The 25708-nt window shown below is 65.9% G+C and carries 23 protein-coding genes; 6 read left to right on the plus strand and 17 right to left on the minus strand.

Features of this window, described 5'->3' with window-relative positions:
• Positions 1 to 9: 9 nt before the first annotated feature.
• From BRSPCE3_RS31410 to BRSPCE3_RS31430, 5 genes are all read right to left on the minus strand, one after another.
• The gene (locus BRSPCE3_RS31410) at positions 10 to 2343 is read right to left on the minus strand and encodes an acetamidase/formamidase family protein (RefSeq protein ID WP_244070279.1); all 2334 of its coding nucleotides are present in this window, start codon (positions 2341 to 2343) and stop codon (positions 10 to 12) included.
• 82 nt (positions 2344 to 2425) lie between these two features.
• On the minus strand, positions 2426 to 3667 hold the full coding sequence (locus BRSPCE3_RS31415; RefSeq protein WP_244070281.1) for an acetamidase/formamidase family protein: 1242 nt from the start codon (positions 3665 to 3667) through the stop codon (positions 2426 to 2428).
• A 40-nt stretch (positions 3668 to 3707) separates the two neighbouring features.
• Positions 3708 to 5318: an amino acid ABC transporter permease/ATP-binding protein gene (locus BRSPCE3_RS31420; protein ID WP_244070283.1), complete on the minus strand. Its 1611-nt coding sequence runs from the start codon at positions 5316 to 5318 to the stop codon at positions 3708 to 3710.
• Positions 5319 to 5349: 31 nt separating this feature from the next.
• On the minus strand, positions 5350 to 6243 hold the full coding sequence (locus tag BRSPCE3_RS31425) for an ABC transporter substrate-binding protein (RefSeq protein ID WP_244070285.1): 894 nt from the start codon (positions 6241 to 6243) through the stop codon (positions 5350 to 5352).
• Between the two features lie 337 nt (positions 6244 to 6580).
• The gene (locus BRSPCE3_RS31430; protein WP_244070287.1) at positions 6581 to 8272 is read right to left on the minus strand and encodes a bifunctional diguanylate cyclase/phosphodiesterase; all 1692 of its coding nucleotides are present in this window, start codon (positions 8270 to 8272) and stop codon (positions 6581 to 6583) included.
• Positions 8273 to 8491: 219 nt separating this feature from the next.
• Between BRSPCE3_RS31430 and BRSPCE3_RS31435 the strand changes: the two genes are divergently transcribed.
• Positions 8492 to 8776, plus strand: a complete 285-nt coding sequence (locus BRSPCE3_RS31435; RefSeq protein WP_244070288.1) for a hypothetical protein — start codon at positions 8492 to 8494, stop codon at positions 8774 to 8776.
• A gap of 16 nt (positions 8777 to 8792) precedes the next feature.
• Here BRSPCE3_RS31435 and BRSPCE3_RS31440 read toward each other — a convergent pair whose 3' ends face one another.
• The 4 genes from BRSPCE3_RS31440 to mtgA form a co-directional block, all read right to left on the minus strand.
• On the minus strand, positions 8793 to 9263 hold the full coding sequence (locus tag BRSPCE3_RS31440) for a nuclear transport factor 2 family protein (protein WP_244070290.1): 471 nt from the start codon (positions 9261 to 9263) through the stop codon (positions 8793 to 8795).
• Between the two features lie 19 nt (positions 9264 to 9282).
• On the minus strand, positions 9283 to 9912 hold the full coding sequence (locus BRSPCE3_RS31445) for a hypothetical protein (RefSeq protein ID WP_244070291.1): 630 nt from the start codon (positions 9910 to 9912) through the stop codon (positions 9283 to 9285).
• Positions 9913 to 10113: 201 nt separating this feature from the next.
• Positions 10114 to 10299, minus strand: coding sequence for a 50S ribosomal protein L32 (rpmF, locus tag BRSPCE3_RS31450; RefSeq protein WP_021077536.1), 186 nt, complete (start codon positions 10297 to 10299; stop codon positions 10114 to 10116).
• A 157-nt stretch (positions 10300 to 10456) separates the two neighbouring features.
• On the minus strand, positions 10457 to 11128 hold the full coding sequence (gene mtgA, locus BRSPCE3_RS31455; RefSeq protein WP_244070293.1) for a monofunctional biosynthetic peptidoglycan transglycosylase: 672 nt from the start codon (positions 11126 to 11128) through the stop codon (positions 10457 to 10459).
• A gap of 200 nt (positions 11129 to 11328) precedes the next feature.
• Here mtgA and BRSPCE3_RS31460 point away from each other — a divergent pair, with 200 nt between their 5' ends.
• Both BRSPCE3_RS31460 and BRSPCE3_RS31465 read left to right on the plus strand, forming a co-directional pair.
• Complete coding sequence (locus BRSPCE3_RS31460) at positions 11329 to 12249, plus strand: polyprenyl synthetase family protein (protein ID WP_244070295.1); 921 nt, start codon at positions 11329 to 11331, stop codon at positions 12247 to 12249.
• 18 nt (positions 12250 to 12267) lie between these two features.
• Complete coding sequence (locus tag BRSPCE3_RS31465) at positions 12268 to 12948, plus strand: DUF1345 domain-containing protein (RefSeq protein ID WP_244070297.1); 681 nt, start codon at positions 12268 to 12270, stop codon at positions 12946 to 12948.
• A 10-nt stretch (positions 12949 to 12958) separates the two neighbouring features.
• On the opposite strand, the gene BRSPCE3_RS31470 is transcribed toward BRSPCE3_RS31465, so the two are convergent.
• Entirely contained in the window at positions 12959 to 14857 is a 1899-nt protein-coding gene (locus BRSPCE3_RS31470; protein WP_244070299.1) for a caspase family protein, read from the minus strand.
• 120 nt (positions 14858 to 14977) lie between these two features.
• Here BRSPCE3_RS31470 and BRSPCE3_RS31475 point away from each other — a divergent pair, with 120 nt between their 5' ends.
• The gene (locus BRSPCE3_RS31475) at positions 14978 to 15502 is read left to right on the plus strand and encodes a hypothetical protein (protein WP_244070301.1); all 525 of its coding nucleotides are present in this window, start codon (positions 14978 to 14980) and stop codon (positions 15500 to 15502) included.
• Between the two features lie 6 nt (positions 15503 to 15508).
• Here the strand turns inward: BRSPCE3_RS31475 and BRSPCE3_RS31480 are convergent, their stop codons facing one another.
• On the minus strand, positions 15509 to 15943 hold the full coding sequence (locus BRSPCE3_RS31480; RefSeq protein ID WP_244070303.1) for a GFA family protein: 435 nt from the start codon (positions 15941 to 15943) through the stop codon (positions 15509 to 15511).
• Between the two features lie 98 nt (positions 15944 to 16041).
• Between BRSPCE3_RS31480 and BRSPCE3_RS31485 the strand changes: the two genes are divergently transcribed.
• Both BRSPCE3_RS31485 and BRSPCE3_RS31490 read left to right on the plus strand, forming a co-directional pair.
• Positions 16042 to 16416 (plus strand): nuclear transport factor 2 family protein, encoded by a 375-nt coding sequence (locus BRSPCE3_RS31485; protein ID WP_244070305.1) that lies wholly within the window; start codon positions 16042 to 16044, stop codon positions 16414 to 16416.
• A 98-nt stretch (positions 16417 to 16514) separates the two neighbouring features.
• Positions 16515 to 18122 carry a Na+/H+ antiporter gene (locus BRSPCE3_RS31490; protein ID WP_244070306.1) on the plus strand — a complete coding sequence of 536 codons (1608 nt, stop codon included), beginning with the start codon at positions 16515 to 16517 and terminating at the stop codon, positions 18120 to 18122.
• Positions 18123 to 18187: 65 nt separating this feature from the next.
• Here BRSPCE3_RS31490 and BRSPCE3_RS31495 read toward each other — a convergent pair whose 3' ends face one another.
• From BRSPCE3_RS31495 to BRSPCE3_RS31520, 6 genes are all read right to left on the minus strand, one after another.
• A complete protein-coding gene (locus BRSPCE3_RS31495; protein ID WP_244070308.1) occupies positions 18188 to 19528 on the minus strand; it encodes a Rieske 2Fe-2S domain-containing protein in 1341 nt (446 codons plus the stop codon).
• Between the two features lie 144 nt (positions 19529 to 19672).
• Positions 19673 to 20263: a hypothetical protein gene (locus BRSPCE3_RS31500; RefSeq protein ID WP_375709988.1), complete on the minus strand. Its 591-nt coding sequence runs from the start codon at positions 20261 to 20263 to the stop codon at positions 19673 to 19675.
• 38 nt (positions 20264 to 20301) lie between these two features.
• Positions 20302 to 20925 carry a hypothetical protein gene (locus tag BRSPCE3_RS31505; protein ID WP_244070310.1) on the minus strand — a complete coding sequence of 208 codons (624 nt, stop codon included), beginning with the start codon at positions 20923 to 20925 and terminating at the stop codon, positions 20302 to 20304.
• The gene (locus tag BRSPCE3_RS31510; RefSeq protein WP_244070312.1) at positions 20922 to 21968 is read right to left on the minus strand and encodes a TAXI family TRAP transporter solute-binding subunit; all 1047 of its coding nucleotides are present in this window, start codon (positions 21966 to 21968) and stop codon (positions 20922 to 20924) included. The genes BRSPCE3_RS31505 and BRSPCE3_RS31510 overlap by 4 nt, the downstream gene beginning before the upstream one ends.
• A gap of 73 nt (positions 21969 to 22041) precedes the next feature.
• Positions 22042 to 24288 carry a hypothetical protein gene (locus BRSPCE3_RS31515; protein WP_244070314.1) on the minus strand — a complete coding sequence of 749 codons (2247 nt, stop codon included), beginning with the start codon at positions 24286 to 24288 and terminating at the stop codon, positions 22042 to 22044.
• A 289-nt stretch (positions 24289 to 24577) separates the two neighbouring features.
• A complete protein-coding gene (locus BRSPCE3_RS31520; RefSeq protein WP_244070316.1) occupies positions 24578 to 25471 on the minus strand; it encodes a TauD/TfdA family dioxygenase in 894 nt (297 codons plus the stop codon).
• Between the last annotated feature and the right edge of the window lie 237 nt (positions 25472 to 25708).

Consider the following 25708-nt stretch of genomic DNA (forward strand, 5'->3'; position numbering starts at 1 on the left):
GATCATGCCCTAGTTTTGCGGCGCGTGATCGAACACGCGCTTGCTGAGAATGGCATGGACGCCCCAATTGCCGTCCACCACCTGGGTCACGCCGAAATCCACCGCCACCGACATCAGCGCGATCGCCTCGTCCTCGGTGAGGCCTTTGATGTTCATCAGGAAGCGCCGCATCTTGCGGAACGCATCCTTCATCGCGAGATCGAGCGACGAGGTGGCATAGACCTCGCTCTGCCCCTTGGCGCCGAATTCGGCGAGATAGTTGGGATGGCTGAAGCCCATCAGCACCCAGTCGGCCTCGGTCTCGATCAGCGGATAGGTCAGATCGGCGAAGGGCTGATTGGTCAGCTCGTTCTTCTTGTGCAGGATGATTTGGAAGGTGCCGGTCATCGAACATTCGATCGCGGTGCCGCCGAGTTCGCCGTCACCCTGTGCGGCGTGGGGATCGCCGACCGACAGCAGCGCACCCGGCACCGACACCGGCAGATAGATGGTCGAGCCCTTGCCGAGCCGCCAATTGTCGAGATTGCCGCCGAAATATGCGGGCGGGACGGAATCGACGAGTTCGGCCTCGCGCGGCGCCAGCGCAATGACGCCGAAATGCGGACGCAGCGGAATGCGGATGCCGTCGAGCACGTCGTGGCGGCGCCGCACCGATGACGGCGGGATCGGAATACCCGGATAGTCGTAGGTCCTGTGCAGCGTCCCGAACGGATCGGTCTGCGGCTCCCAGCGATAGGAATACAGCGCACGCGCATACGGCTCATCATCGTCGTCGACGATCTCGTAGATCGTCACCGCCTCATGGGCGTTCTGCTCGGCGAGGAATTCCTTGTAGTGATAGCCCCACCAGGCCGCGACGCTGCTGCCGAACACGCGGCCCTCGAACTCCGGATTGCGGCTCGCGCGCGGCACGATGTCGAGGATGCGGATCTCCAGCACGTCGCCCGGCTCGGCGTCCTTCACGGCCACCGGCCCGGTGCAAATGTGCACGCCAAATCCCTCGCCGGCGCCGCGGCCATAGATCGAGGCATCGAGCGGACCGGCGCCGCGGCGATCGACGTTCTTCCGGTCGCGCGTCCAGTGGAACACGCTCTCGGCGCCGGGATCGCCCTTGATCATGCGCGCGGGATCATCGGAGGCATGCTGGGTCAGCGTCTCGATGGTGATGGTGTCGCCGGAGCCGATCTCGATTTGCGGCGGCAGCGAATGGCTGAAATAGCCCCAATGCACGCGCGAGGCATCGGCCGCGAGATGATGATGGCGCGGTGCGTCGGCGATCTCCAGATCATGCGCGTTGAACGGCGCAGCCGTCTTGCGCACCAGGGCCGCACGCCCGTTGCACAGTTGCGCCAGCGCTTGCTGAGGCCAGCCGCGCTGCTCCGTCGCTGCGGATGCGCTCTGCCGCTCGGTTTCATGCTGGCGGAATTCGCGCGGCGACAGGCCGAAGCGCTGGCGAAACGCGCGGCTGAAATGCGCAGAGTCGTTAAAGCCGACGCGGAACGCGATCTCTGAAATCGAACGATGCGCCTCGGCGGGATTCGACAGATCGGCCGAGGTGCGCTGCAGCCGCCGTTCGCGCAAATAGTGCGTGAAACTGGTGCCGGCCCCCTCGAACAGCTTTTGCAGATAGCGTTCGGAAATGCCCTCGGCGCTGGCGATCTTCACCGGCGTCAGATCGGGATCATCGAGGCTGCGTTCGACGGTCTGGCACAGCCGATGCAGCGTCGCGGCCCTGGAAGCGCCGCCGCTGCGATCGCTGGCCGTCTCGCTGTGCTGAGGCATGAGGGCCGGCAGCAGATCGGCGAGACTGCGCGCCAGCGCGGTCCATTCGACATCGGACAGCGCGTCGAGATCGTTCGCGGCGAGCTCCATCATCTGCGCGAACACGCCGCCAAAGCCACCGGGCTGCAGCACCCGCATTTCGCCGCCTTGCATCGTGGCGCGGTGGCGATGCGCCGGCTCTGATGTCACCGACAGCACCACCGCGCGCATCTCGCGCTGGAACGACACGCTCCAGTCCCCGCCGCGCGGCAGCAGGAGAAGATGCCGCGCCACGACGATCTGATAACCGGCGGTGGTCTTCAGCGCCACGCCGTCTTCGAGCGGCAGGAGCACCAGCGGATGATCGGCCACGACATCCGTGCGCGGCGACACCGATTGCGGTCCGGCCGAAAGCCTCGCCAGGGTCACGCCCTGAAAGCTGCGCCGCACCGCGATGGCATGGCCGGCATGGGTGCTCGTGGCGGCCGTCGGCTGCAAGCCGACCGACGCCAGGACGTCCCGCCACGCCTCGGGGCGGTCGCCTTCGGAGTAGGATTCACTCGTGAACGGACGCAACCTCATGCATCGGCCTTTATGGTCGAAGCGAAGCAATCTCCGTGCCATCCCGAAGGGCGACGCGTCCTGCTCAGTGATCCTCGTGTGATCAGTCACACCGGAACACGTTCTTGCGGATGGTGCCATGCACGCCCCAATTGGCATCGACCACCTGCGTCACGCCGAAATCCGCCCCCACCGACATCAGCGAGATCGCCTCGTCCTCGCTGAGCTTGTGCACCGTCATCAGGAAGCGCCGCATCTTGCGGAACGCGTCGCGCATGGCGCGGTCGAGGCTCGAGTGATTGGCGATTTCGAGCTGCGCATTGGCGCCGAGCTCGGCGAGATAGTTCGGGTAGGTGAAGCCGTAGACCGACCAGGCGTCGGGGGTTTCCAGCATCGGATGCGTCAGGCCTTCGAGCTGCGTGCCGCCGAGATCGCGATGCTTGTGCAGGATGAATTCGAAATCGCCGGTGAGCGAGGTCTCGATCGCCGTGCCGCCGAGCTCGCTGTCCCCCTGCGCGGCATGCGGATCACCGACCGAGAAGAACCCACCGGGCACCGCGACCGGATAGAACATCCTGGCACCCTTGCCGACACGCCAGTCGTCGATATTGCCGCCGGTATAGCTCGGCGGGATCGAGGAGACGAAATCCTGTTCCGACGGCGCGAGGCCCATGGTGCCGAAATGCAGCCGGGCCGGCACCCGGACATTGCTCAGGACATTCTCGCGCTTGACGACGGTGGCGTGATCGACGCGCACGCCGGGATAGTCGATGGTCGGGTGCACGATGCCGTCAGGATCGGTCTGCGGCGTCCAGACATAATTGTAGACCGCCCTGGCGAAAGGCTCGCCCGACGTATCGAGCTCGAAGATCGTCACCACCTCGCGCGGCTTCGGCTCCTCGATCAGGTCGTGATAGTGAAAGCCCCAATTGGCCGCGACGTTGGAGCCGAAGCATTTGCCGGCATGGCAGGCCTTGCAGGCCGGCCGCGGACGCACGTCGAGAATGCGAACCTCCAGCACGTCGCCCGGCTCGGCGCCTTCGATCGCCACCGGACCGGTCAGCAGATGCACGCCGACGCCTTCGCCGGAGCCGCGGATGAACGGCCCTTCGACAGGTCCCGATCCGCGCCGCACCACGGCCTTGTGCTCGCGCGTCCATTTGAACACGCTCTCGGCACCCGGATCGCCCTCGATCATGCGCTCGTAATCGTCATTGGCATGATGCGTCAACGTCTCGATGGTGGCGCGGTCGCCGGACTTCAGCGTCAACGCCGGCGCCACGACCTTGCTGAAATAGCCCCAATGCACCGTCTTGGCAGATACCGGCAGCAGATGATGTTTCACGCAGAGTCCCTCACGCGGCTGGAAACGGCAAAGCTTCTATTCATGCGACCTCGGCCTCCATGGCATTGAGGAAACGCTGCGCGACCGGATTGCGCGGGTTGCTCAGCACCTCGTCGGCCGGCCCCTCCTCGACGATCGCGCCGTCCGCCAGCAGCACCACGCGATCGGCGACTTCACTGGCGAAACGCAGTTGATGGGTTGAAATGATCATGGTGAGGCCGTCTTCCACCGCGAGACGGCGGATCACTTCGAGGACCTCATTGACGAGTTCGGGATCGAGCGCGGAAGTCGGCTCATCCAGCAACAGCACGCTGGGATTCGGCGCGATCGCACGGGCGATGGCGACGCGCTGCTGCTGGCCGCCGGAGAGATGCCGCGGCAGCGCATCGGCGCGGTGGCTGAGGCCGACGCGCCCGAGCAGCTCGGCCGCCCGGCGATCCGCATCGATCCGCGACACGCCATGCACCCAGCGCAGCGGTCCGGCGATGTTCTCTTTCGCGGTGAGGTGGCCGAACAGGTTGAACTGCTGGAACACCATGCCGACGCCGACCTCGGCCCGCGCCTGCGCCAGCAGTCGCGGCGACAGCGCCTTGCCGCGATCGCTGAAGCCGAGCCGGCGGCCGCCGACCTTGATGCTGCCCTCGTTCCAGAGTTCGAGATTGTTGATACAGCGAAGCAGCGTGCTCTTGCCGGAGCCGGACGGCCCGAGCAGCGCGATCACCTCGCCGATCCGCACCGTGAGATCGACGCCGGCGAGCACCATTTGCTTGTCATAGCTCTTGCGCAGCGCGGCGACATCGACGGCGACATTATTCCGCTTCAGGATCTCGCTGCGCTTGGCGCGATCGACGCGCTCGGACAGCGCACGCGGCGGCGGCAGTTCGGCGACACCGGCATCGGGCAATATCTCGGGTGGCGCATCCCCCGCCGCAGCCGAGCGATCATCGAGCCCCTGCGCGCGATACCACGGCATCAGCCGCAGCAGCTTGATCTGCCTCGATGCGCGGTCGAGATCGAACAGCCATTCGAGGAACAGCTGAATGCCGGCGATTGCCGCGGTGAGGAACAGATAGATCAGGCCGGAGGCGAAGAAGATCGAGAAGAAATCGAACGTGGCCGACGCCATCTGGGTCGAACGCAACGTCAGCTCCTGCACGGCGATCACCGACGCCAGCGACGAATTCTTCAGCGCGCTGACGGTCTCGTTGCCGAAGGCGGGGATCATCGAGCGGATCGCCTGCGGCGCGATGATCCTGCGCATCAGGACGCCCGGCGTCATGCCGAGCGCCTGCCCGGCCAGCACCTGGCCGCGATCGACGCCGAGCACGCCGGAGCGCAGCATCTCGGCGATGAATGGAGCCTCGTTGCAGGCCAGCGCGAGGCCGGCGGCGAGAATGGCGGGGAGCTTGATGCCGATCTGCGGCAGGGCGTTATAGGCGAACACCATCTGCAGGATCAGCGGCGTGCCGCGAAAGATCACGGTGTAGACCCGGGCAAAGGACGCCAGCGCCTTGAAGCGGCTGAGCTGCATCCACGCCAGGATCACACCGAGCACCAGGCCGCCGAGCAGACCGAGGGCCGTGACCTGCAAGGTCGCCTGGATGCCCTCGATCATGTACGGCATGGTCAGATAGTGGAGGAACAGCTCCATCGAGCATGTCGTCCTTCTGCCGGTACCGGGCCTACTTGACCATCAGCAGGCCGGGTTCGATCAGGTTCTCCGGATCGAGATTCCACTTCTTCAGCAGCGCGAGCTGATCGCCGGATTTGTAGATCTCGGTCAGCGCCGCCTTCACGGCATCGCGGAAGGCCGGCTTGTCCTTGGGCACGGCGATGCCGACCTTGTACGGGATCGTCACCGCGATCGCCTTTTCGAGCTTGTCCGGATAGGCCTTCACCGCATTGTCGACAGTGTTGACGTCGTTGACATAGGTGTCGGCGCGCCCGGCCAGGATCGCCTGAATGCAGTTGGCGTTGTTGTCGTAGAGCTGAATGGTCGGCTCAGCCTTGCCTTCCTTCTTGCACTCGCCCACCAGCGCCTGGATCAGCGGAACTTCGACGTAGCCGGTGTTCTCGGCCGCCGCCGCGCCGCACATCGAGGTATTGATGCCGGTTATCTTCTTCGGATTGCCCTTGGCGACCAGTACGCCGTCGAACACCTTCGAATAGGTGATGAAGTCGGCCGCCTTGGCCCGCTCTTCGGTAGCGTAGATGTCGGAGATCACGATGTCGGCCTGGCCGCTGGACAGCGTGGTCAGCAGTGCGGCGAAGGTCACCGCCTTGTAGGTCAGCTTGAAACCGAGACATTCGCCGATCTGCTCGCCGAGATCGATATCGAAGCCGACATATTTGTTCGGATCCTTCGGATCGATCGACTCGTAGCCCGGCGTATGCGGATTGATCGCGTTGACGAGGGTCTTGCCCTTCCAGTCCGGATATTTTGCCTGCAGTTCGGCACAGGCGGCCGGCGCGGCTGCCCTGGCGATGGTCGGCGCACCGACGCCCACGACGAGCAGTGCACCGAGCGCCGCGATATGGATGAGTTTGTACGTGCGCGGAAAAGATAACGTGACCATTCGATCCTCTTTCGACGTTGTCATGGCGCAAGCCACGGTCCAAACCTCGAAGAAGTAAACGGCGGTCTCCGGCGGAAAACTTGTCTGGGGACGCACAATAAATTGGATGAACTGCCGCCAAACCTTGGGCACGACGCGCTCATATTTTGAGCAGCGGCGGTCGGGGGCTGAGCGCGCCGCTCGATGCAGCTGTCGCCCCGGCGAAAGCCGGGGCCCATAACCACAAATGTCGATTGTTTGAATAAGGCGTCTGCCAGGTCGCCCTATCGAGAAGCCGCGGCGTATGGGTCCCGGCCTACGCCGGGACGACGCCGGTAGCTTGATTGACGATTGTGAATCACCCCGTCGCGGGGACGATCTTCTCCGCCGGCGCGTTCCACGGCCGGTCCGGCGAGGCGAGGCCGATCAGGCGGCCCTGGATGAAGTCGCAGCCCCATTCGCGCAGCATCACGGCGGCTTCTTCGTCCTGCACCCATTCGGCGACGGTCTTGATCTCGAGACGGCGCGCGAGGTCGATCAGGGTCTGCACGAAGGCGCGGTCGTCGGCCGAACGCACGATGTTCTGCACGAAGGCACCATCGATCTTGACGATATCGACGCCGAGCTTGCGCAGATTGCGGAACGAGGTGTAGCCGGCGCCGAAATCGTCGATCGCGATCCGGCTGCCGAAGTTCTTCAGCCGGGTGACGAAGCCGCGGACGTCGTCGATGTCCTGGATCGCGACCGTCTCGGTGATCTCGACGATCAGCCGCTCGCCGACGCCGGGATGCGCCCGCATCAAGGATTCGATGGTGGCCCACCAGTCCGGGTCCATGGTGGTATCCGGCGAGATGTTGAGGCTGAGCTGCACGCCGGGGGCTGCCGCAAGCTCGGCGATCGCAAGCTCCAGCACGCGATGATCGACCAGCCGGATCAGGCCGAGCCTTTCTGCGACCGGCACGATATCGGGCGCGAGCAGCGCGCGGCCGTCGTCCTGCTCCATGCGAACCAGGCACTCGTAGAACGCAGGCTGCCGCGAGCGCGCCTCGACCACCGGCTCGAAGCCGATCACGATGCGGCGCTCGTTCAGTGCGGTGACGATCTCGTCGGTGACGCGGATGTTGACCCGGCGCTGCGCGTCGCGCTCGACATTCGGCTTCCACAGCGCGAACGATCCGGCGCGGCGGTTCTTGGCGGCGTCCAGCGTCTCCTGGGCGCGATTGACCGCCTCCTCCGCCGACTTGGCATGGCGCGGGATGGTGACGGCGCCGATCGAAGCGGTCACCGACACCGGGCCGGACTTGGTCGGCACCACCTCGTCGCGCACCGCGGCGAGGAAGCGCTCGGCCGCGACATTGGTGTCGTCGACGGTGCAGTTGCGCAGGATCAAGCCGAACTTGTTGCCGGAGAAGCGGCCGAGCATGTCGCCGCTGCGCAGCCGCGCACGAATTCGTTTCGCGACCTCGGCGATGACGGCATCCGCGACATCGAAGCCGAAGGCATCGTTGACCCGCGCCAAATGATCGATGCCGATCAGCATGAAGGCGCAGGAGGTGCGGAAGCGCGCGCACTCCTCCATCGCCTCGGCGAGCGAGGCGACCAGATGGGTGCGGTTGAGCTCGTTGGTCAGCGGATCGTGCCGCGACAATTTCAGCAGCTGCTCGTCGCGGGCGTGGCGTTCATTGTTGACGCGGACGACGCCCTGCACGTGCGACGGCCTGCCGTCGGCGCCGGCAAACCAGCAGCCGGTCTCCTCGATCCAGATCACCGGCGCCGAGGTGACGGCCCGCACGCCATATTCGATTCGGTAGGGCACGCCCTCGCCGCTCCGCACCGGCACGGACTGGCCGAGCGCATCCGATCGAACCGAGCGCTGTGGCTCGATCAGCTTGGCGAGTTCGGCGCCGCTCGCCAGCGCCACGAGGGGGATATCCGGGAAGACCGTCGCCGCATTGTCGCTCCAGGCAATCGCGTCGCTCGCCAGGTCCCAAGCGAAAGTCGCTTGGCCGAGCGAGGCGAGGATGCTGGCAGCTGGCGGGACAGGGAGCATCGAACATGTCTCGATTTGGGACGGCACCCGGTGATTCTGTACGCTCTCAAGATAGTGGTTCCGGTGAATCCAACGCTAGGAGAAGTTGATAAATAATCTGGAAACCACGTTTTCGACTGCCGCGGAACGAACTGGGGATGGCGGGCATGACCCTTGCCATGAGGGTGTTGCAGCGGGACGCGACGTCCCAAACTATGACGCTCCAACGGGTCGCAGGCGATGCTCGAGTTCGATCAATCAGAGGTGCAGGACGGCGAGTTCACCGACACGGCCGGGGTGACCGGCACGGCGCTGGTGCCGCTGACCGTGACCACCCATTGGGCGCCCAAGATCCCGCTGCCCCATGGGGACCCTTCATTTCTGGCTCACCTGATCGCAACCGCCGCGCACGAACCGCAGACGCGCGGGCTGCGGCGTGGCTCATTGGCCGATGCGCAGAGCGCCTACGGCCCGCATGTCGACGAACGCCGCAGCGTCGCGCGGCGCACAAGGCAGATCATCTAGCTCATCATCACGATGGTCAGCGGGCCTTGACGGGCCGATTGCCGTGGCTGTCCTGCGGCACGCCGCGGCGTAGCGACATGTGGGAATGGATGCCGAGCCAGCGTCCGTCGGCCTGCCGCGCCAGAATGATCGTGGCCCGCCCCGGCCGGTCGAAGCGGCTGCCGTCCGGATGGAAGCCGGTGCTGGTCCACGGCGTGATCACCGTCGCCATGCCGCCGTCGGCGCTGACCAGCACCTCGGTGTGTTCGAGATCGAAGGCGAAATCCGCGGTGCGGGGCCAGACGTTGTCCCACTGCATCTCGGTCCAGCGCGTGCGGCCGTGGATCAATTCCTGATAGGTGCCGAACGAGATGATGTCCGAATGCCAGAACGGGCGGGCAGCAGCATAGTCGACCGCCCTGACGCAGGCGGCGAACCGTTCCAGCCAGTCGAAGATCGATCGGGTCGTCGTCGGATCGGCGATCGGAAGAGCTGTTTCTGCGCTCATGATCGTCCTCGAACGGTGTCTAGCGCTGCGGCGGGTCCGACGGGGGCTGGCCGCCCGGCTGCAAATCCGGCGAGGCGACGGTCGGCTTCGGCGCGGATTGATCGGCCAACACCGATTCCGCGACCGATGTCGCCGGAGGAACGGGTGCGGCCGGCGGCGGCGCGGCAGGCGCCGGTGCGGCAACGGGCGCAGGCTCAGGACGTGGCGCGGGTGCCGGCGCAGGTTGCGGCGCCTCGGGCTGCGATTTGCTGACCGGCGCAGGCACTGGCGCAGCGGCCACCGCACGGCGGCGGGTGCGCAACGCAATTCCGGAAATGAAATCGACCAGCGCAAGCAGCGTGAGCAGGCCATAGGTCGAATTGCCGAATTTCGGCCAGAGCACGAATTCGGCGGCGGCGGCGCCGAACACGATCAGCGACAGCAGATGATCAGTGAGATATTTCGCGCCGGGGCGCGCGCCCTTGATCACCTCGAGCAGCAACAGCAGCACGCCGGCGGCGAGCAGCATGTCGCTCAGCGTGATCTGCCACACTTCGCCCGACAGCAATGTCAGCCTGATCAGCGGGTCCGTGAAGGACACGCCGGGCATCAGGAAGGCGATGATGTTGTAGACCGCGAGCGGAACGAGCAGCAGCGGAAAACCGACCATCGGGGCTTGCGCCTTATTTCAGGGAGAACCAGCAATGCGGCGATGCTCACTGGCTTCGCCGCGGACGCGCCCGTCTTGACCGCACTCGTTGGCCGAATTCGGGCGCAGCGCCGTCTTGATTGCGGGATGATATGTCCGGATAGCCGCTAGGCGCTTTTCCGGATCATGCTCCCGCCAGCGGCGCGACAGCCGAAGGTCCGATCAGGACTCTTTCTTGGCCTTCAGGACCTGGCGGCCCTTGTACATGCCGGTCTTCAGGTCGAGGTGGTGCGGACGGCGCAGTTCGCCGGAGTCCTTGTCCTCGACATAGGTCGGGGTCTTGATCGCATCGGCCGAACGGCGCATGCCACGGCGCGACGGCGAGGTTTTTCTTCTGGGAACGGCCATGACGGTGTCCTCTAGGGTGTTGCGGAGGCATCGTCCGAAATGCGGACGGGCTCAGCGCTTCGAAGCGCAAGCTGCGATGCCGGTAAGGCCGCGCTTATAGAGGAAGGGCCAACGTAAATCTAGGGTCCGATCAGGCAAAATGCGCCCGAAATCGCCCTCAGGAACCGCGATTTTCGTGCCAGCAACGGCTCACGGTATTGGCCCGGGCCATGTAGGTGCCGGCCAGCCTGCGCACCCCCGGGCCTGGGTTCCGGGCGCTCCTTTTGACCGGATTCGGCAGGATTGCCGCCAACAGCGCCGCCTCGCGCGGTGACAGCCCCGCCGCGGACCGGCCGAAGGCATATTGGGCACCGGCCTCGGCGCCAAACTGCCCGGATGGGCCCATTTCCGCGATATTGAGGTAGATTTCGAGGATCCGCTGCTTGGGCAGCACGAGATCGATCCAGAGCGCCAGCGGCAGTTCCAGCCCCTTGCGGATCACGCTGCGGCCGGACCACAGGAACAGGTTCTTGGCCACCTGCTGGGTGATGGTCGAGCCGCCGCGGGCCACCTCGCCATCCTCGGCGTCGTCCAGCGCCTCGCGCAGCGCGCCCCAATCGACACCCCGGTGCTTGCAGAAATGGGCGTCCTCGGAGCCGACCACGGACCGTGGCAGCGAGGGCGACATGGCGCCGAAATCGACCCAATGCCGCGTCACCGGGGCCCCGCGCAGGGTCCGCCATGCCATCAGGGCCGAAACCGGCTGGCCGGTCCGATAGAACGGCGTCACCAGATACGGCAGCAACAGCAAGCCCAGCAAAACCAGCAATAAAATCCGGACAATGCGCAAAGCTGAGGTTTCCGGGGAGGACCGTTCCAAGGAAGGATTTGGGACCCGCCCGCCAGAACACGGCCGGCGCCATCAGACGTCTGAGGGATAATTCACGGTTTTTCCAGCACTTTTAAGGCGCAATCCGTCGCAGGGTGGAATTGACGAAGCCGATCCCATCAACGATTGTCCGGCCGAAAATCGATCTGGAGCAATTCTTAATGACGACCGGTACTGCAGAGTTTTCCAAGCGGCTGGACCAGACCGCGGAGGATACCGAAGCCCTGCTCGCCAAACTGCTGTCCGATGCGACCGAGAGCGACGAGATCGTGCGCCCGAAGCGGCTGATCGAGGCGATGCGCTATTCGAGCCTCGGCGGCGGCAAGCGGCTGCGGCCGTTCCTGGCGGTCGAGAGCGCTGCGGTGTTCGGCATCCCGCGTGACTCCGCGCTGCTGGTGGGCGCCGCGCTCGAATGCATCCACTGCTACTCGCTGATCCACGACGATCTGCCGGCGATGGACAATTCCGATCTGCGCCGCGGCCGCCCGACCCTGCACAAGGCCTATGACGACGCCACCGCGATCCTTGCCGGCGACGCGCTGCTGACGATCGCCTTCGACATCATCACCCGCGATGCGATCCACAAGGACGCGCAGGTGCGCCTGCTCTTGACCCGCGCGCTGGCGCGCGCCTCCGGCGTCGGCGGCATGGCCGGCGGCCAGATCCTCGACCTCGCCGGCGAAGGCCGCTTCGGCGACCGCGAGCCGGTCGACGTCGCGCGGCTGCAGCAGATGAAGACCGGCGCGCTGCTCCGCTTCGGCTGCATCGCCGGCGCGATCCTGGGCCAGGCCTCCGAGAAGGAATACCAGGCGCTCGACGATTACGGCAAAGCGCTCGGCGAAGCCTTCCAGATCGCCGACGATCTGCTCGACGTCGAGGGCGACGCCGCCGCGCTCGGCAAGCCGGCCGGCGCCGACGCGGCGCTCGGCAAGACCACCTTCGTCACCCAGCTCGGCATCGACGGCGCCAAGCAGCGCGTGCGCGACCTCTTGGCGCGTGCCGACGCCGCGCTGTCGGTGTTCGGCGATCGGGGCGACGTGCTGCGCGCGGCAGCCCGCTTCGTCGCAGAGCGAAAGAACTAGCCGAAAGCAGCGCGGGACATGAACAAGGAGCTCGACGACGGCCTTGTTCGTTTCCGCAAGCTGCCGCTGCCGGTCCGCATGGTGGTGGGCCGGCCGCGCACCTTCGGCTCGCTCGCGGTCGGCGTCGTCGCTGCCCTGCTGGCGCCGGACGCGCCGCGCCTCGTCACCCGCCTGCTGGTGGGCTGGGACGCTTTCGCCGCGCTGTATCTCGTGCTGGCCTATGTGATGATGCTGCGCTGTGGCGTCGCCCACATCAAGCGCAGCGCCATCCTGCAGGACGACGGCCGTTTCCTGATCCTGCTGCTGACCGCGTTCGGGGCGCTGGCAAGTCTGCTGGCCATCGTATTCGAGCTCGGCGCGTCGAAGGGCAGCGCGGCTGGCCTCGCGGTGGCGATCGTCACCATCACGCTGTCATGGGCCGTGGTCCACACCGCATTCGCGCTGCACTACGCCCATGAATTCTACCGCGGCAAGACGCCCGGCGGACTGCAATTTCCGAGCGGCGACGCGCATGCCGACGCCGATTACTGGGACTTCGTCTATTTCTCGTTCGTGATCGGCATGACCGCGCAGGTCTCCGACGTCGGCATCACCGACAAGATCATCCGCCGCACCGCAACGGTGCACGGCATCATCTCGTTCGTGTTCAACACCGCCCTGCTGGCCCTGATGGTCAACATCGCCGCGAGCGCGATCTAGCCGCGCCGCGCTAGTTGCAGACCTCGACATTGCCGACGTTGCCGCCGGGGCCGCCGCCGCCGCGGTATTCGAGATGGCAGCCGTGCCGGACCGGACGGCACAGATAGGCGTCGCACATGATCTGGCCACCACCGCCGCCGCCGCCTTCCGCCCTTGCGCGCTTCTGCGGGCGCGGAATTGCCGCCGACGGGACCTGCGGCTCGCCCTGCTCGCGCTGCGGGTGGTATGCGCGTTCGCGCTCGCGGCGCGACGGCCGTTCGTCGCCGTCGCGCTTGGCAACCGGTTTCCGCTCGCGCCGCTTCTCGCACTCATTGTCGTCGTTGAGCAACGAGCCCTCGGCGCACACGATCCTGCTGCAGCGATCGCCGTCAGCCTTGTAGCCGTGCTCGCAGACCAGCGGGCAGACGCGGGACTGCTTCAGCTTGACGGCATCGAGCGTGTCGACGTTCGCGGTCTTGATCTCGAGCTTGGTGCCGGCATAGCGGTTGAACAGCGTCAGCGAGCGCTGCGACGCGGCATTCCAGTCGCCGTCGACGGCGCCGGTCAGGCAGCCGACGCGGCGCAATTCGGTCTGCACCGATTTGACGACATCGGCCTCGGGCGACCCGGTGGCCAGTGCGGCGACGGCCGTGGTCTTCTCGGGCGGTGCCGGCGGCGCGACCACTGCTGGTGTTGCCGCTTGGTCGGCGGCCGGCTTGGCGGCGGCACGATCGGCGAGCGCGGCATCCGCCTGCCGTTTCTGCTCGGCGGCCGCGGCCTGTTCCTGCGCCACCTGCTTGGCCCGTTCGGCCGCAAGGCGCGCCGCTTCGGCCGCCCTGGCGTCGGCCTCGGCCTTGGCCTGCTGCGCCTTCTGCGCGCCCTCGGCGGCGAGCCGCGCGCGCTCCTGCTCGGCCTGACGCGCCCTCTCAGTGGCGGCGATGCGCGCGTCCTCGGCGGTGAACTTCTCGAGCTGCAGCCTGGCGAGGTTGGCGTAATAGCCACTCGGGTATTGGGCCAGGAACGCGTTCATCGCGTTCCTGTTGCCGATCTGCAGCGCCAGCTCGTAATCGCGGCGGGCCTCGGATTGCGGCGTCGGTACCGGGGCCGCGGGTGCGGCAGCGGCGGCAGGCGCCGGCTTGGCCAGGGCCGGCACCAGCGGCACGTCCTCGCCGCCGAGCGAGCCATAGACGAACGGCTCCTGGCGGTTGTTGGTGGTCTTCAGCACCTCGTCGCGGACATAGCCGAAGGCGCGGCGGACATCGAGGCCGGGGGTCGGCAGGAACTTGGACAGCGCGATCGTGAACGGGCTGTTCTTGCCGTCGCCGTCGGCCGCGGTGGAGCCGGCCTTGGCCGAATAGGCGATCAGCACATTCGGACTGGTCGGCTCGACCTTGGCGAGCCCCTGCCCGATCGCCCTTGTCGCCAGCGTCCGCTTCATGGTCTTGGCAAACGGATTGTCGCGGCAGGCATCGAGGATCACCAGCCGCAGTCGCCTGGCGGGCTCGATCGCGACCAGGATGCGGTCGAGCGAGAACGCCTCGTCATAGACGTCGGTGTCGCGCTCCAGCCTGGCGTCGACCGGGATCAGGTAATTGGCGCCGTCGACCTCGATGCCGTGGCCGGCATAGTAGACCAGCGCGATATCGGCATCGCGGGCGAGGTCGGCGAATTCGCGCAGCGCGCGGCGGGTTTCGACCGCAGGCAGGTCCTTGCGGAAGTCGACCACGTCGAAGCCCGCAGTCTTCAGCGTCGTGGCCATCACCGAGGCATCGTTGACCGGGTTGGCCAGCGGCGCGGTGTTCCTGTAGGCCGAATTGCCGAGCACCAGCGCCACGCGCTTCTCGGCGAAGGCCGGCTGGCAGGCGATCAGCAGCAAGGCTGCGACGGCGAGCAGCAATCGATTCAATTTCAACAGCCCAGACCCAATCATGGCGACACTTCCAGGACCTGACTTCCAATATCCGGCATGTCCTAGCACGTCAGCTCCGACTACCAGAAAGCACTGCCGGGCTTTGTGAGGCGCCTCACCATCCGAAAGCCCGCGGCGCGCATGCCATCCTCCCTGTTAGTCGGCGCAAACCAGCGCCGGTTCGCAATTGGCCGGGCGCGACATTTCGGGCACGATCCGGGCAACCAGAACAAACTCCCGGAGGACGTCATGCAGGGCACAAGCGCAGCGGTTCCATCCGCCCGGTCCGGCACGATCGGCAGCGTGGCGCGAAACCTCCTCACCGCCGTGCTGCTGGCCGGCTGCGCCGCAGGCTGCGGCCTGGTCGACGCCGTGTTCGACGGCTTCAAGCACGCCAGGGCCGTGGAGAACGATCTGGTTGCGATGGTCGGGGTCAAACCGGCGGTCGGGTTCAACTGGCGCAATGGGCGGCTCACGTCGGTCACCGTCACCTTTCCCAGCCTGCTGCAGGACAAACCATTGCATGAACTCGCCGACGCCGCGCGCGCCGCGGTCGGCAAGGAGTTCAAGCAGCGCGCCGACAACGTCGTGCTCGCCTTCTCGCTGGGGCCGTCCGAGACGTCAGCGGTCCAGGCGGACCAAACTCAGGACAAGAACTTGCCTTGAGCGGACTTATTCCCCGCCTTGCGTCACGTGTTCCTGATATTGCGGCAGGTCGTCGCGTATCTCGTACCAGGGTGCCTTGGAGCCGACGAAGATATGCGCGCTCGGCCGGATCGTCGGCGCGTCGCGCAGCGTACCCATCGTGACATGGACATAGGCGCCGTTACGAACCTGCGAATAGAGCAGCGACCCGCAGCGGCCGCAATGCGCGTCGTGGGTGAGCTCGTCGCCATAAATGAGCAGACGATCGGCACCACCAACGACTGCGAATTTCTCGCGCACGATGCCCGCGAACGGCTTGAATGCCGATCCGGTGGTGCGCCGGCAATTCGAGCAGTGACAATTCAGCGCATAGCCGAACGCATCGGCCACCTCGTAGCGCACGTCGCGGCAGAAGCATTCGCCGATCAGGATCGTTTCGTTCGAATTTGCAGATGCGGTCACAACTCACTCCTCACGCGGAATTTTGCCACCGGCCATGGCGCAATCCGGCGGTTCATGGCTAAATCCTAGCAGTCAAATCCTGCCGGGAGGACTAACCAATGAGTCAGGAACGATCCAGCGTCGAAAACGTCGTGCAAACCTATTTCGACGGCCTCTACGAGAGCAACGCCGACAAGCTTGCGACCGCCTTTCACCCCAGTGCCGACCTGCGCTGGGTGGACAGGGGCGAGCTCAAGGTCCTCAGCGTGCCGGACTGGCTCGCTTTGGTGCGCAAGCGGCCGTCGGCGAAGGCCGAAGGCAAGCCGCGCGAGGATTTCATCGTCACCATCGACCGATCCGACGACCACACCGCCTTCATCAAGGTGCGCTGCCAGCTGCCGCCGCGCTACTTCACCGACTATCTGGTGGCGATGAAGCTCGCCGATGGCTGGCAGATCGTCTCGAAGTCGTACCGCTACGACGTGCGGGACTGACCGGCGGCCCCCGCGATCACATTGTGACATGACCCAGCGGTCCGGCTCCGGCCGGACCGCATTGACTGGCGCTGGTTTCCGGGCGAATTGAGCCCGTCATGGAAGCCAAATTTCAGATCTTTCTCACTTTGCTCGGCGTGCTTGCGGGAACCGCCCTGGTTGCACGGCGAACCGATATCGCGCCGGCGATCCTGCTGCTGCTGGTCGGCATCGTGCTGGCCTTCGTGCCGGGCATGCCGTCGCTGGAACTGCCGCCCGAGCTCGTGCTGCTGGTGGTGCTGCCGCCGCTGATCTATTCGGCGAGCGTCGCGATGAGCTGGCGCGAGTTCAAGGCCAATCTGCGGCCGATCATCCTGCTCTCGGTCGGCTGCGTGATCTTCACCGCCTTCATGGTCGCGGCCGCGACCCACTATCTGATCGGGCTGCCATGGAGCATCGGCTTCCTGCTTGGGGCGATCGTCGCACCGCCGGACGTGGTCGCGCCGCTGGCGATCGCGCGCAAGCTCGGCATGCCCCGCCGCATCCTGGTGGTGCTGGAGGGCGAGGGGCTTGCCAATGATGCGACCGCGCTGATCCTCTATCGCTTCGCGCTGGCCGCCATCACCACCGGGCTGTTCTCGCTGCCGAAGGCGACCGGCACCTTCTTCGTCATCGTGGCCGGCGAGATCGCGTTCGGCACCGCGGTCGGCTGGCTCAGCCTGCGCGCGCGCCGCCGCGCCAGGGATCCGCAGGTCGAGATCACGCTGTCGCTGATCACGCCCTATCTCGCCTACTGGATCCCCGAGCATTTCGGCGGCAGCGGTGTGATCTCAACCGTCGCCTGCGGGCTCTATATGAGCTGGAACGGACCGCTGCTGATCTCGGCCGCGACGCGCCTGCAGGGCATCTTCTTCTGGGACTTGATCATCTATCTGATCGAGGGCCTGCTGTTCCTCCTGACCGGCTTCCAGATGCGCTCGCTGTACGAGAAGTCGAAGGCGTTCCCGCTGCACGACATCCTGACCGCGACCGTGCTGGTCGCCGTCATCGTGATCGTCGCGCGCTTCGTCTGGGTGTTTCCCGGCACCTATCTGCCGCGCTGGATCAGCCGCCGGGTGCGCGAGCGCGATCCGCTGCCGTCGTGGCGGGCGGTGTTCGTGGTCGCCTTCACCGGCGTGCGCGGCGCGGTCTCGCTCGCCGCGGCGCTGGCGCTGCCGCTGACGCTCCCGAGCGGCGACGCCTTCCCGTATCGCGACCTGATCCTGTTCGTCGCCTTCGGCGTGATCTTCGTAACGCTGGTCGGGCTCGGCCTCACGCTGCCGCCGGTGGTGCGCTGGCTCGGCCTCGCCAAGGACGGACGCAGCGAGCACATCGCCGAGCACGAGCAGGAGATCACCGCGCGGCGCGACGCGCTGAACGCGGCGCTGAAATCGCTCGACGCCATCACCGACGACCGCGAGCTCTCCGACGAGGTCGTCAAGCTGCTGCGTTCGCGGCACGAGATCCGCATCAACCAGCTGCCTGATGCGCTCGATCCCGACAAGCACGACGTCTCCGCCACCGGCACTGCGCTGACGCGCGAGCTGATCTCCTCCGAGCGCAAGTTCATCCATATGCTGCTGCGCGACGGCAAGATCACCGACGAAACGCGGCGGCGCATCGAGCGCGACCTGGATCTGGAGGAAGCGAGCCTCTCCAACCGCGAGTATCGCAGGATACCGTTGTAGCGCGCGTGCAGCGCGCGGTATCGCTCCACACGTCGTCCCGGCGAAGGCCGGGACGACAATGGTGATCACTCCGCCGCAGCGTTCTGCCCGGGACCGCCGACGAAGCCCGCGGGGTCGCCGAACCGTTCGATCATCACGGCGGTGAGGTCCTTGGTCTTGCTGGTGACGCAGGCGCCGGAGCGCACGGTGTAGCGATCCTGGTGCTTGACGTGCGGCGGCGCCTCGCCGTTTTGCAGTGCGCGGGCCGCCTCCATCACCAGCTTGCGGAAGTGCATGATGCCGAGATCCGTCGGACCGAGATGCTCGCGGGTGCGGTCGGCGATCGGGCCCTGGCTGTCCTGCACCGCGGCGTCCTGCTCGGAGACGCCCTTGATGCCGGTGTAGCTCTTGGTCCGCTGCAGCTTGCGGTCGATCAGATAGTCGTTCGCCTTGTTGCGCAGCGGCACGTAGTTCTCGTCGACCACCGCCATCACGCCATTGCCGTTGGCGAAACCCTCCCGCTCGGCATCGGTCAGCGGCCGGTCCGGATTCCACGCATAGGTGTAGATCCAGCAATTGGTGTCGGTGACCGGCACGAAGGTCTGGCCGAACATGTTCTCGCCCGGCATCGAGCTCGGCGCGTAGCTGTGGAACGGCATCAGGAACTGGGCGATGCGCCAATAGATGTTGTCGCTGCCGGTGAGCCGTCCGCCGGCGACCGTCAGGCCGGCGTCATGCGGATTGATCTTGATGACCGGCCGCGGATCCTCGGCGATCCAGCGCATGTGGTCGGTCGCGACCCGGGTCAGCGGGTTGACGAAATGCCTCTTGATGTCGAGGATCTCGTTCTCCTCCTTCTCGAAGGAGAGATGCGCGAAGGTGAAATGCGCGGTGTCGATCGAGCCTTCCACCGCCTGCACCCAGTTGCAGTCCTGCCACTTCTTGGTGACGAAGCGGTGCGAGGCCGGCAGCAGCGCCATCTCCAGCGCCGGCAGTTCCGGTATCGCCTCGACCGGGCCCATATAGGCCCAGATCATCTCGCCCCATTCGCGCACCGGATAGGACTTGATGCGGATCAGATCCTTGGCGTTGAGGTCCGGATAGGACGTCGGCATGTCGACGCAGCGGCCGTCGGTGTCGAACTTCCAGCCGTGGTAGACGCAGCGGATGCCGCATTCCTCGTTGCGGCCGAGCCAGAGATTGGCGCCGCGATGCGGGCAGTATTGATCGATGATTCCGACCACGCCGCGTGAGTCGCGGAAGGCCAGCAGCTCCTCGCCCATGACAACGATCTTCTTGGGGTCGCTGTCGGGTTCCGGCAACTCCTCCGACAGCAGCACCGGGATCCAGAACCGGCGCAGCAATTCGCCCATTCCCGTTCCGGCACCCGATTCGGTGAGGAATTTGTTGTCTTCGGCGCGGAGCATGGCATTTCCCCGGGAGTTGTTTTTGATTTTCCCGGAGCTTGGCGTAGCGGATGCGCGGCGTCAATGCGAATGCCGGCGCGGCCGGCGGCGCTGTCCCGCAAGCCGCGCCCGCGCAGTGGAATCAAGCCAGACCGGCCGTCCGGCTCACGGCTTCACGTAGGCCCATCCCTTCTCCTGCAGTTCCATCACGCGCACGACGCCGGACTTCACGACATCCGCCTGCTTGATGATGGGGATCGACTTGTTCTCGGCCTTCTGCATCTTCTCCTGGGTGTTGCCGCACGCCTTGAACGACACCTCGGGTGAACTGAGGGCCATTTCCTCGATGCGAGCCTTCACCGGCGACGTATCCTCGCGGAGCATGTGCAGGCCCGGGCCGAAGGTGACCACCTCGATCTTCACCTTTTCGCCGAGGCCTTTGTAGTATTCGGCCACGTTCGTTGCGTTGTTGAGCGTGAGATTCATCGCGGCCGGATCATTGCTGTTCACCTGCAGGATCAGACGATGCTCCTTCCCTTTCGGCTCCGCCGGATCATGCATGCGCGCATAGGCGGAGCGCTTGCGCATTTCGGCCGCGGCGCGCGACCTCTGGGATTTCGGAGCACTCGCCCCATCCGTAGCGGACTGCTCGTTCGGCGCCCAGTATTTGTGCTGGGCCACCGCCAACGACGTGGAAGCCAGCACGGCGACGGCGCCAATCGCAACAAACTTCGCAATCGATTCGAAATTAAACATCAGGTACCTCCATCTCGAAAAATCGGCGAACTTCCTTTTCAATTGCCGGGCCTTGCCACAGCCAGCGGCCATTTGCAGACCGCGGCCATCTTCGCGCGCATCGCGTCCAGCCCCGCGAGCGAGAATGTTGCGTCCTGGGCAGCCCCGGCACCGCGCGAAAGGTGCACGGCGAGGACCGCGTTATCGGGAAGCGATTGCAACAGGCGAACCGCATCGCCAACGACGGCGACGCCGGAACCAGCCGCCGGCACGGCTGCCGCGACCTGCACCGGCTGACCGTCGTTGACACGATAGGAGATCACATAGCTGTCGCCCCGGCCCGAGATCGCGGGCCCGGCGAAGGACAATTCGGTCCGGCCGCCGCGACAGCGGATCGACAGCTTCATGGACGAATCGACCGAGTCTGATGTCGTCGCGGTGGCGATCGGTGAATAGTCGACCGGAGACATCGTCTCGCTGATCGTCCAGTTATTCGCCTTCGACGCTTCGCGGCGAGCCGGTTCGCCGGCATGCGACAGCCTGTCGAGGCACTCCAGACGCGCTTCGCGTTGCAGCTCCGAACAGGCGCGCAGCTGCGCCATGGGATCTCCCACCCCCTGCGCCAGGGCAACGCCGTTGACGACGGCGCTTGCCGCAAGAAGCGGGGCGGCGATCCTGGTCATTGCGATGCCCGTGCCGTCGCCGACTGGCGGTCGAGCCACGCCTGTGCCGCAGGAAAGCGCGCGAGACCGGGCACCGTTGCGCCGAGGTTGATCGATTTCCACTTCGGGTCGAAGCCCGGTGCCTGCAGCTTGTCGATCCGCGAGAACAGATGATCGACGAAGCGCGCAACACGCTCGAAGCGGTTGGAGTTGGCCGGCCAGTTGAAGGCGACGAGAGCGGTCGGCACGGCGAGGGTGGCCACGCGATCACCCTGCTTGATCAGATTCGGGTAATCGGCGGCATCGAGCGTTGACGGCAGATAATAGTCCTCGAACTTGCTGTCATAGGGGACCGGCAGGAACTTGAAGCCCGCGTCAAACTTGCCTTTGACAAAGGCATCGACCGGCTTCGAGGTAATGAAGACGACGGCCGCCATTTCGCCCTTCCGCATCTGCTCGAGCGCGACCTGGTGCGGAATGAACGTCTTCTCAACGTCGACACCGAGCCGGCTGAAGATCAGCGGCCCCGAATAGGATGCGGCGGTGCCCTGGCTGTTGAAGTTCACCTTCTTGCCGGCGAGGTCGGCCAGGCTCTTGATCTCCGGCCGGACGAAGACATGCAGCTCGGACGGAAACAGATTCAGCACGTAGGTGATCCGCCGCTGGATGTCCGGCACCTGGCTCTTGTATTCCTCCAGCGCGTCGGAATTGATGATCGCAGCATCGATGCCGCGCAGATACAGCAGCGAGTTCAGGTTCTCCACGGGCCCGCGCGTCACCACCGGCAGCACGTGCAGATTGTCGCCGTCATCGACCACGCGGGCCATCTCGGCGGCGAGGCGGATCGGCGCGCCCTCGAGCAGGCCGCCGGCGAGACCCACGGTCCAGGCATTGATGGCCAGAGCCTCGGGCCTGGGCTGGGGCGGCACGGTCCGGATCAGATGAGCCTTGTGCGGCCGGTCTTGTTGCGGCCGCGCGTCCGCCGGGGGCGGCGGTAGCGCCGGGAGCAACGACATCAGGGCCGCCAGCAGCAACAGCCGGCACAATCCAGTCAACCTTTTCATCGGGCAACTCCTTTGCACGACATCCGTCAGCACGTTCGTTCTTGCTGCCATCCTGGCTGCAAGGATCGTTCGATCAACGCAGCGCCTCGAACCGCGCCTTTGCCTCCTTGATTCCACCGGCCTGCGCCCTGGCGTAGAGATCGCGCGCCTTGGCTGCATCGCCGCGCGTTCCATACGTTCCCCAGTTCGAGAGGGTCAGCGGATCGTAGGTTTCCGCGAGCGCGAAGCTGGCCTGGGCACTGCCCGCCTCGGCGACCCGTTCCAGCACGCTCCGCGCACCACCGATATCTCCCCGCTCCAGCAGCAGCCGCGCCCGCGCCAGCAGTCTCGCCTCCTGCGCGCTGTCGTCGGGAACGACCTCGACATTGCCCGTGGTTCGCGGCGCTGCAGCCCGGACCTCGGTTGGCTTCGCCGGCGCACTGGCCGGCTCCTCCTGCACGGCCCGGCCAGCGTTGCCGGTGGTGGCCACCGCGACGGGCGGCACTTTTGCGGCGGCCGCAGCGACGTCGCGGCGTGCCAATGCAAGATCCCGCTCCAACTGTTCGGCCCTGCCGTGCTCCTTCTGCAGCAGGCCGCGCTGCTCGGCCGCGACCTTCTCCCCGGCTTGTTTCGCGTTGACGGCTTGCGCGTTCGCTGCGGCGACCCGCTCGGCCTGCGCATCGAGTTCGCGGCTCTTGGTTGCAAGATCACGCGCCAATTGTTCGGCCCGCTGCTGCTCGCGCTGCAGCGATTGCCGCAACTCGGCGGCTTCGGCTGACTCCGCCTTCTTGCGCTGTGCCGCCTCGTCGCCGGCCTTTGCCGCCTGGGCCTCGTAGGCGTAGACCTTGCTGCGCGCCGCTGCGAGATCCTGCGCCAGTGCTTCGCCCCGCTCACGCTCCTTCTGCATCGATCGACGCAGTTCCGCAGCGCCGGCGTCCGTTGCCTGCTTCAGCTTGGCCAATTCGTCGCTCGCCTTGGCCGTCGCCGCTGACTGTATTTCGACGTCCCGGCGCGCCGCCGCGATGTCGAGTTCCAGCCGCGCCGCCCGCTCGTGCTCCTTCTCCAGCGACTTCTGCGAGTCCGCTACGCCACTTTGCGAGGCCTGTTTCAGCTTCGCCGTCTCATCGCTGGCCTTGGCCGCCAGTGCGGTTTGCGTTTCCACGTCGCGATGCGCCGACGCGAGGTCCTTCTCCAGTTTCGCGGCTCGCTCATGCTCCTGGGCCAGCGACTTCTGCACGTCCGACGCGCCGCCTTGCGAGGCCTGCTTCAGCTTCGCCGCTTCATCGCTGGCCTTGGCCGCCAGCGCGGTTTGCGTTTCCGCGTCACGACGTGCCGCCGCGAGGTCCTTCTCCAGCCGCGCCGCCCGCTCGCGCTCCTGGGTGAGCGACTTCTGCAGGTCCGCTGCGCCGCTTTGCGACGCCTGCTTCAGCTTCGCCGCCTCATCGCTGGCCTTGGCCGCCAGCGCGGTTTGTGTTTCCACGTCGCGACGCGACGCCGCGAGGTCCTTCTCCAGTTTCGCGGCGCGCTCCCGCTCCTGCCCCAGCGACTTCTGCATGTCCGCCGCGCCGCCTTGCGAGGCCTGCTTCAGCTTCGCCGCCTCATCGCCTGCTTTGGCCGCCAGCGCGGTTTGCGTCTCCACGTCACGACGCGCCGCCGCAAGGTCCTTCTCCAACTTCGTCGCCCGCTCGCGTTCTTGCCCCAGCGACTTCTGCAGGTCCGCCGCGCTGCCTTGCGACGCCTGCTTCAGCTTCGTCGCTTCATCGCCCGCCTTGGCCGCCAACGCTGTCTGCGTTTCCACGTCGCGACGCGACGCCGCGAGGTCCTTCTCCAGCTGCGCCGCCCGCTCGCGTTCCTGCCCCAGCGACTTCTGCACGTCCGCCGCGCCGCCTTGCGACGCCTGCTTCAGCTTCGCCGTCTCGTCGTTTGCCTTGACCAGCAGTGCGGCCAACTTGTCGACATCGAGGCGAGCAACCGCCAGCTCCTGCTCCAACTGCGCGGCTCGCCCACGCTCGTCTCGCAGCGACCGCTGCAAGTCCCCGGCGCTGCCTTGCGGCACCTCCTTCAGCGACTTTCTGAGTTTTTCGGCTTCGCTCTGCAGAGCATTCTCGACCCGAACCGAATTCTCGCGTTCCTTGGTCAGCAAGCCCTGCAGCAATTCGATATCTTGCCGCGCTGTCGCGAGTTCGCGGGCGAGCCCTTCCGCGCTTTGCGCCTGGTCCTTGGCTGGACCGGCGTCACCCGCAGCGATCGTCTTGGCTTGTGCAAGCTGCGGGGGATTGCCGGCAATGCCGCTGGACTGCGCGCGCGCTCCGTCGCCCGTATCCGAAAGACACGTCAGCACAAGAGTTGCTGCGAACCATAGAGAAGCCGCCGGACGTATCGTCCCCGGCGAAGATGGCACCTGATCCGATTTGACGCGCAAGCCGGCACTCCGCGCGCCCAGTATCACCTGTCGCATGGTGATAACGCCCATTCTGATGCGGTATCATAGGGCTCACCGGCTCACGGATACTATGCCCCGCATGGATTACCCCAACCGCGCGGCATTAGGACGAGTCTGGGGACGAGGCTTGGGGCGAGGCTGACGGGATCGGGCTCAGGTGCGCCCGGCGCGACGGCGCGAGCCGCACTCACACCGGCCGTTCGCCCTTCACGGTGACGCGGGTGCCGGAGCGGGTGTGCGGCCAGTAATCCCACATCGCGCGATGCTGGGCGCAGCGATTGTCCCAGAACGCGATCGCGTTCTCGCTCCAGCGGAAGCGGCACTGGAACAGCGGGTTCTCGGCATGCTGGTAGAGATAGGCGAGCATCGCGTCGCTCTCGTCGCGCGGGATGCCGACGATGAAGCGGGTGAAGCCGCGATTGACGTAGAGCGACTTCTTGCCGGTCACCGGATGGGTGCGGACCACCGGATGCTCGGCGCGGGGATATTCGCGTTTGTCGGCGACGCCGTAATTGGCGTACAGGCCGCGATAAGTCTGCTCGCCGTCATGCAGCGCGGTCATGCCGTCGAGATAGGCCTTCATGCGATCCGACAGCGCCTCATAGGCGGCGTACATGTTGGCGAACAGCGTGTCGCCGCCGCGCGGCGGGCACTGCTTGATGTAGAGGATCGAGCCCATCGGCGGCTCGAGGTCGCAGGACACGTCGGTGTGCCAGCCCTCGCCATTGGCGCGCGGTGAGTCCTTGTCGGCATGGATCTTCATCAGCGCCGGATCGCCCTCATTGGGCGCGACGGGGTGCACGTGCAGCTCGCCGAACTTGCGGCCGAAGGCGAGATGCTGGTCCGGGCTGATGTGCTGGTCTCGGAAGAAGATGACGAGGTTTTCGGCGAGCGCGCGATGGATCTCGTCCATCTGGCGGTTGGAGCGCGCATCGTCGCCGACCAGCCTGCCGATATCGACGCCGGAGATTTCCGCACCGATGATCGGCGTCAGCTTCTCGACGGCGATGGTCTCATAGGGCTCGGATTGGTCGGCGAGGTGGCGGTAGCGCGGACCCTGCTTGCCGGACAGCGAGCTCATGGGCGGTCTCCCGATCGTTCTTGATTGGAGCCATGGTAGCGCGCATCGGCAGAAGCGCAATCCGCGCCACAAACATACCCGTCGTCCCGGACAAGCGCAGCGCAGATCCGGGACCCATAACCACAGGATTTTGTTTTGCGAAGACTGGTCACCCACATCTCGCGCCACAACCACCGCCGGTGGTTATGGGTCCCTGCTTTCGCAGGGACGACGATTGAATGTGGGTGACGAGCGGAG

Source organism: Bradyrhizobium sp. Ce-3 (genome assembly GCF_022835695.1).
Classification (GTDB): Bacteria; Pseudomonadota; Alphaproteobacteria; order Rhizobiales; family Xanthobacteraceae; genus Bradyrhizobium.

Excerpts from the sequence above, each read along its gene's own strand:
- BRSPCE3_RS31485 (WP_244070305.1), top strand. The coding sequence starts at position 16,042 with ATGAGTCAGGAACGATCCAGCGTCGAAAACGTCGTGCAAACCTATTTC.
- BRSPCE3_RS31505 (WP_244070310.1), bottom strand. The coding sequence starts at position 20,925 with ATGACCAGGATCGCCGCCCCGCTTCTTGCGGCAAGCGCCGTCGTCAAC.
- BRSPCE3_RS31475 (WP_244070301.1), top strand. The coding sequence starts at position 14,978 with ATGCCATCCTCCCTGTTAGTCGGCGCAAACCAGCGCCGGTTCGCAATT.
- BRSPCE3_RS31445 (WP_244070291.1), bottom strand. The coding sequence starts at position 9,912 with ATGGTCGGTTTTCCGCTGCTGCTCGTTCCGCTCGCGGTCTACAACATC.
- BRSPCE3_RS31495 (WP_244070308.1), bottom strand. The coding sequence starts at position 19,528 with ATGCTCCGCGCCGAAGACAACAAATTCCTCACCGAATCGGGTGCCGGA.
- BRSPCE3_RS31430 (WP_244070287.1), bottom strand. The coding sequence starts at position 8,272 with ATGCTCCCTGTCCCGCCAGCTGCCAGCATCCTCGCCTCGCTCGGCCAA.
- BRSPCE3_RS31490 (WP_244070306.1), top strand. The coding sequence starts at position 16,515 with ATGGAAGCCAAATTTCAGATCTTTCTCACTTTGCTCGGCGTGCTTGCG.
- BRSPCE3_RS31470 (WP_244070299.1), bottom strand. The coding sequence starts at position 14,857 with ATGATTGGGTCTGGGCTGTTGAAATTGAATCGATTGCTGCTCGCCGTC.
- BRSPCE3_RS31410 (WP_244070279.1), bottom strand. The coding sequence starts at position 2,343 with ATGAGGTTGCGTCCGTTCACGAGTGAATCCTACTCCGAAGGCGACCGC.
- rpmF (WP_021077536.1), bottom strand. The coding sequence starts at position 10,299 with ATGGCCGTTCCCAGAAGAAAAACCTCGCCGTCGCGCCGTGGCATGCGC.
- BRSPCE3_RS31425 (WP_244070285.1), bottom strand. The coding sequence starts at position 6,243 with ATGGTCACGTTATCTTTTCCGCGCACGTACAAACTCATCCATATCGCG.
- BRSPCE3_RS31500 (WP_375709988.1), bottom strand. The coding sequence starts at position 20,263 with ATGTTTAATTTCGAATCGATTGCGAAGTTTGTTGCGATTGGCGCCGTC.
- BRSPCE3_RS31520 (WP_244070316.1), bottom strand. The coding sequence starts at position 25,471 with ATGAGCTCGCTGTCCGGCAAGCAGGGTCCGCGCTACCGCCACCTCGCC.
- BRSPCE3_RS31510 (WP_244070312.1), bottom strand. The coding sequence starts at position 21,968 with ATGAAAAGGTTGACTGGATTGTGCCGGCTGTTGCTGCTGGCGGCCCTG.
- BRSPCE3_RS31465 (WP_244070297.1), top strand. The coding sequence starts at position 12,268 with ATGAACAAGGAGCTCGACGACGGCCTTGTTCGTTTCCGCAAGCTGCCG.
- BRSPCE3_RS31420 (WP_244070283.1), bottom strand. The coding sequence starts at position 5,318 with ATGGAGCTGTTCCTCCACTATCTGACCATGCCGTACATGATCGAGGGC.
- BRSPCE3_RS31460 (WP_244070295.1), top strand. The coding sequence starts at position 11,329 with ATGACGACCGGTACTGCAGAGTTTTCCAAGCGGCTGGACCAGACCGCG.
- BRSPCE3_RS31440 (WP_244070290.1), bottom strand. The coding sequence starts at position 9,263 with ATGAGCGCAGAAACAGCTCTTCCGATCGCCGATCCGACGACGACCCGA.
- BRSPCE3_RS31435 (WP_244070288.1), top strand. The coding sequence starts at position 8,492 with ATGCTCGAGTTCGATCAATCAGAGGTGCAGGACGGCGAGTTCACCGAC.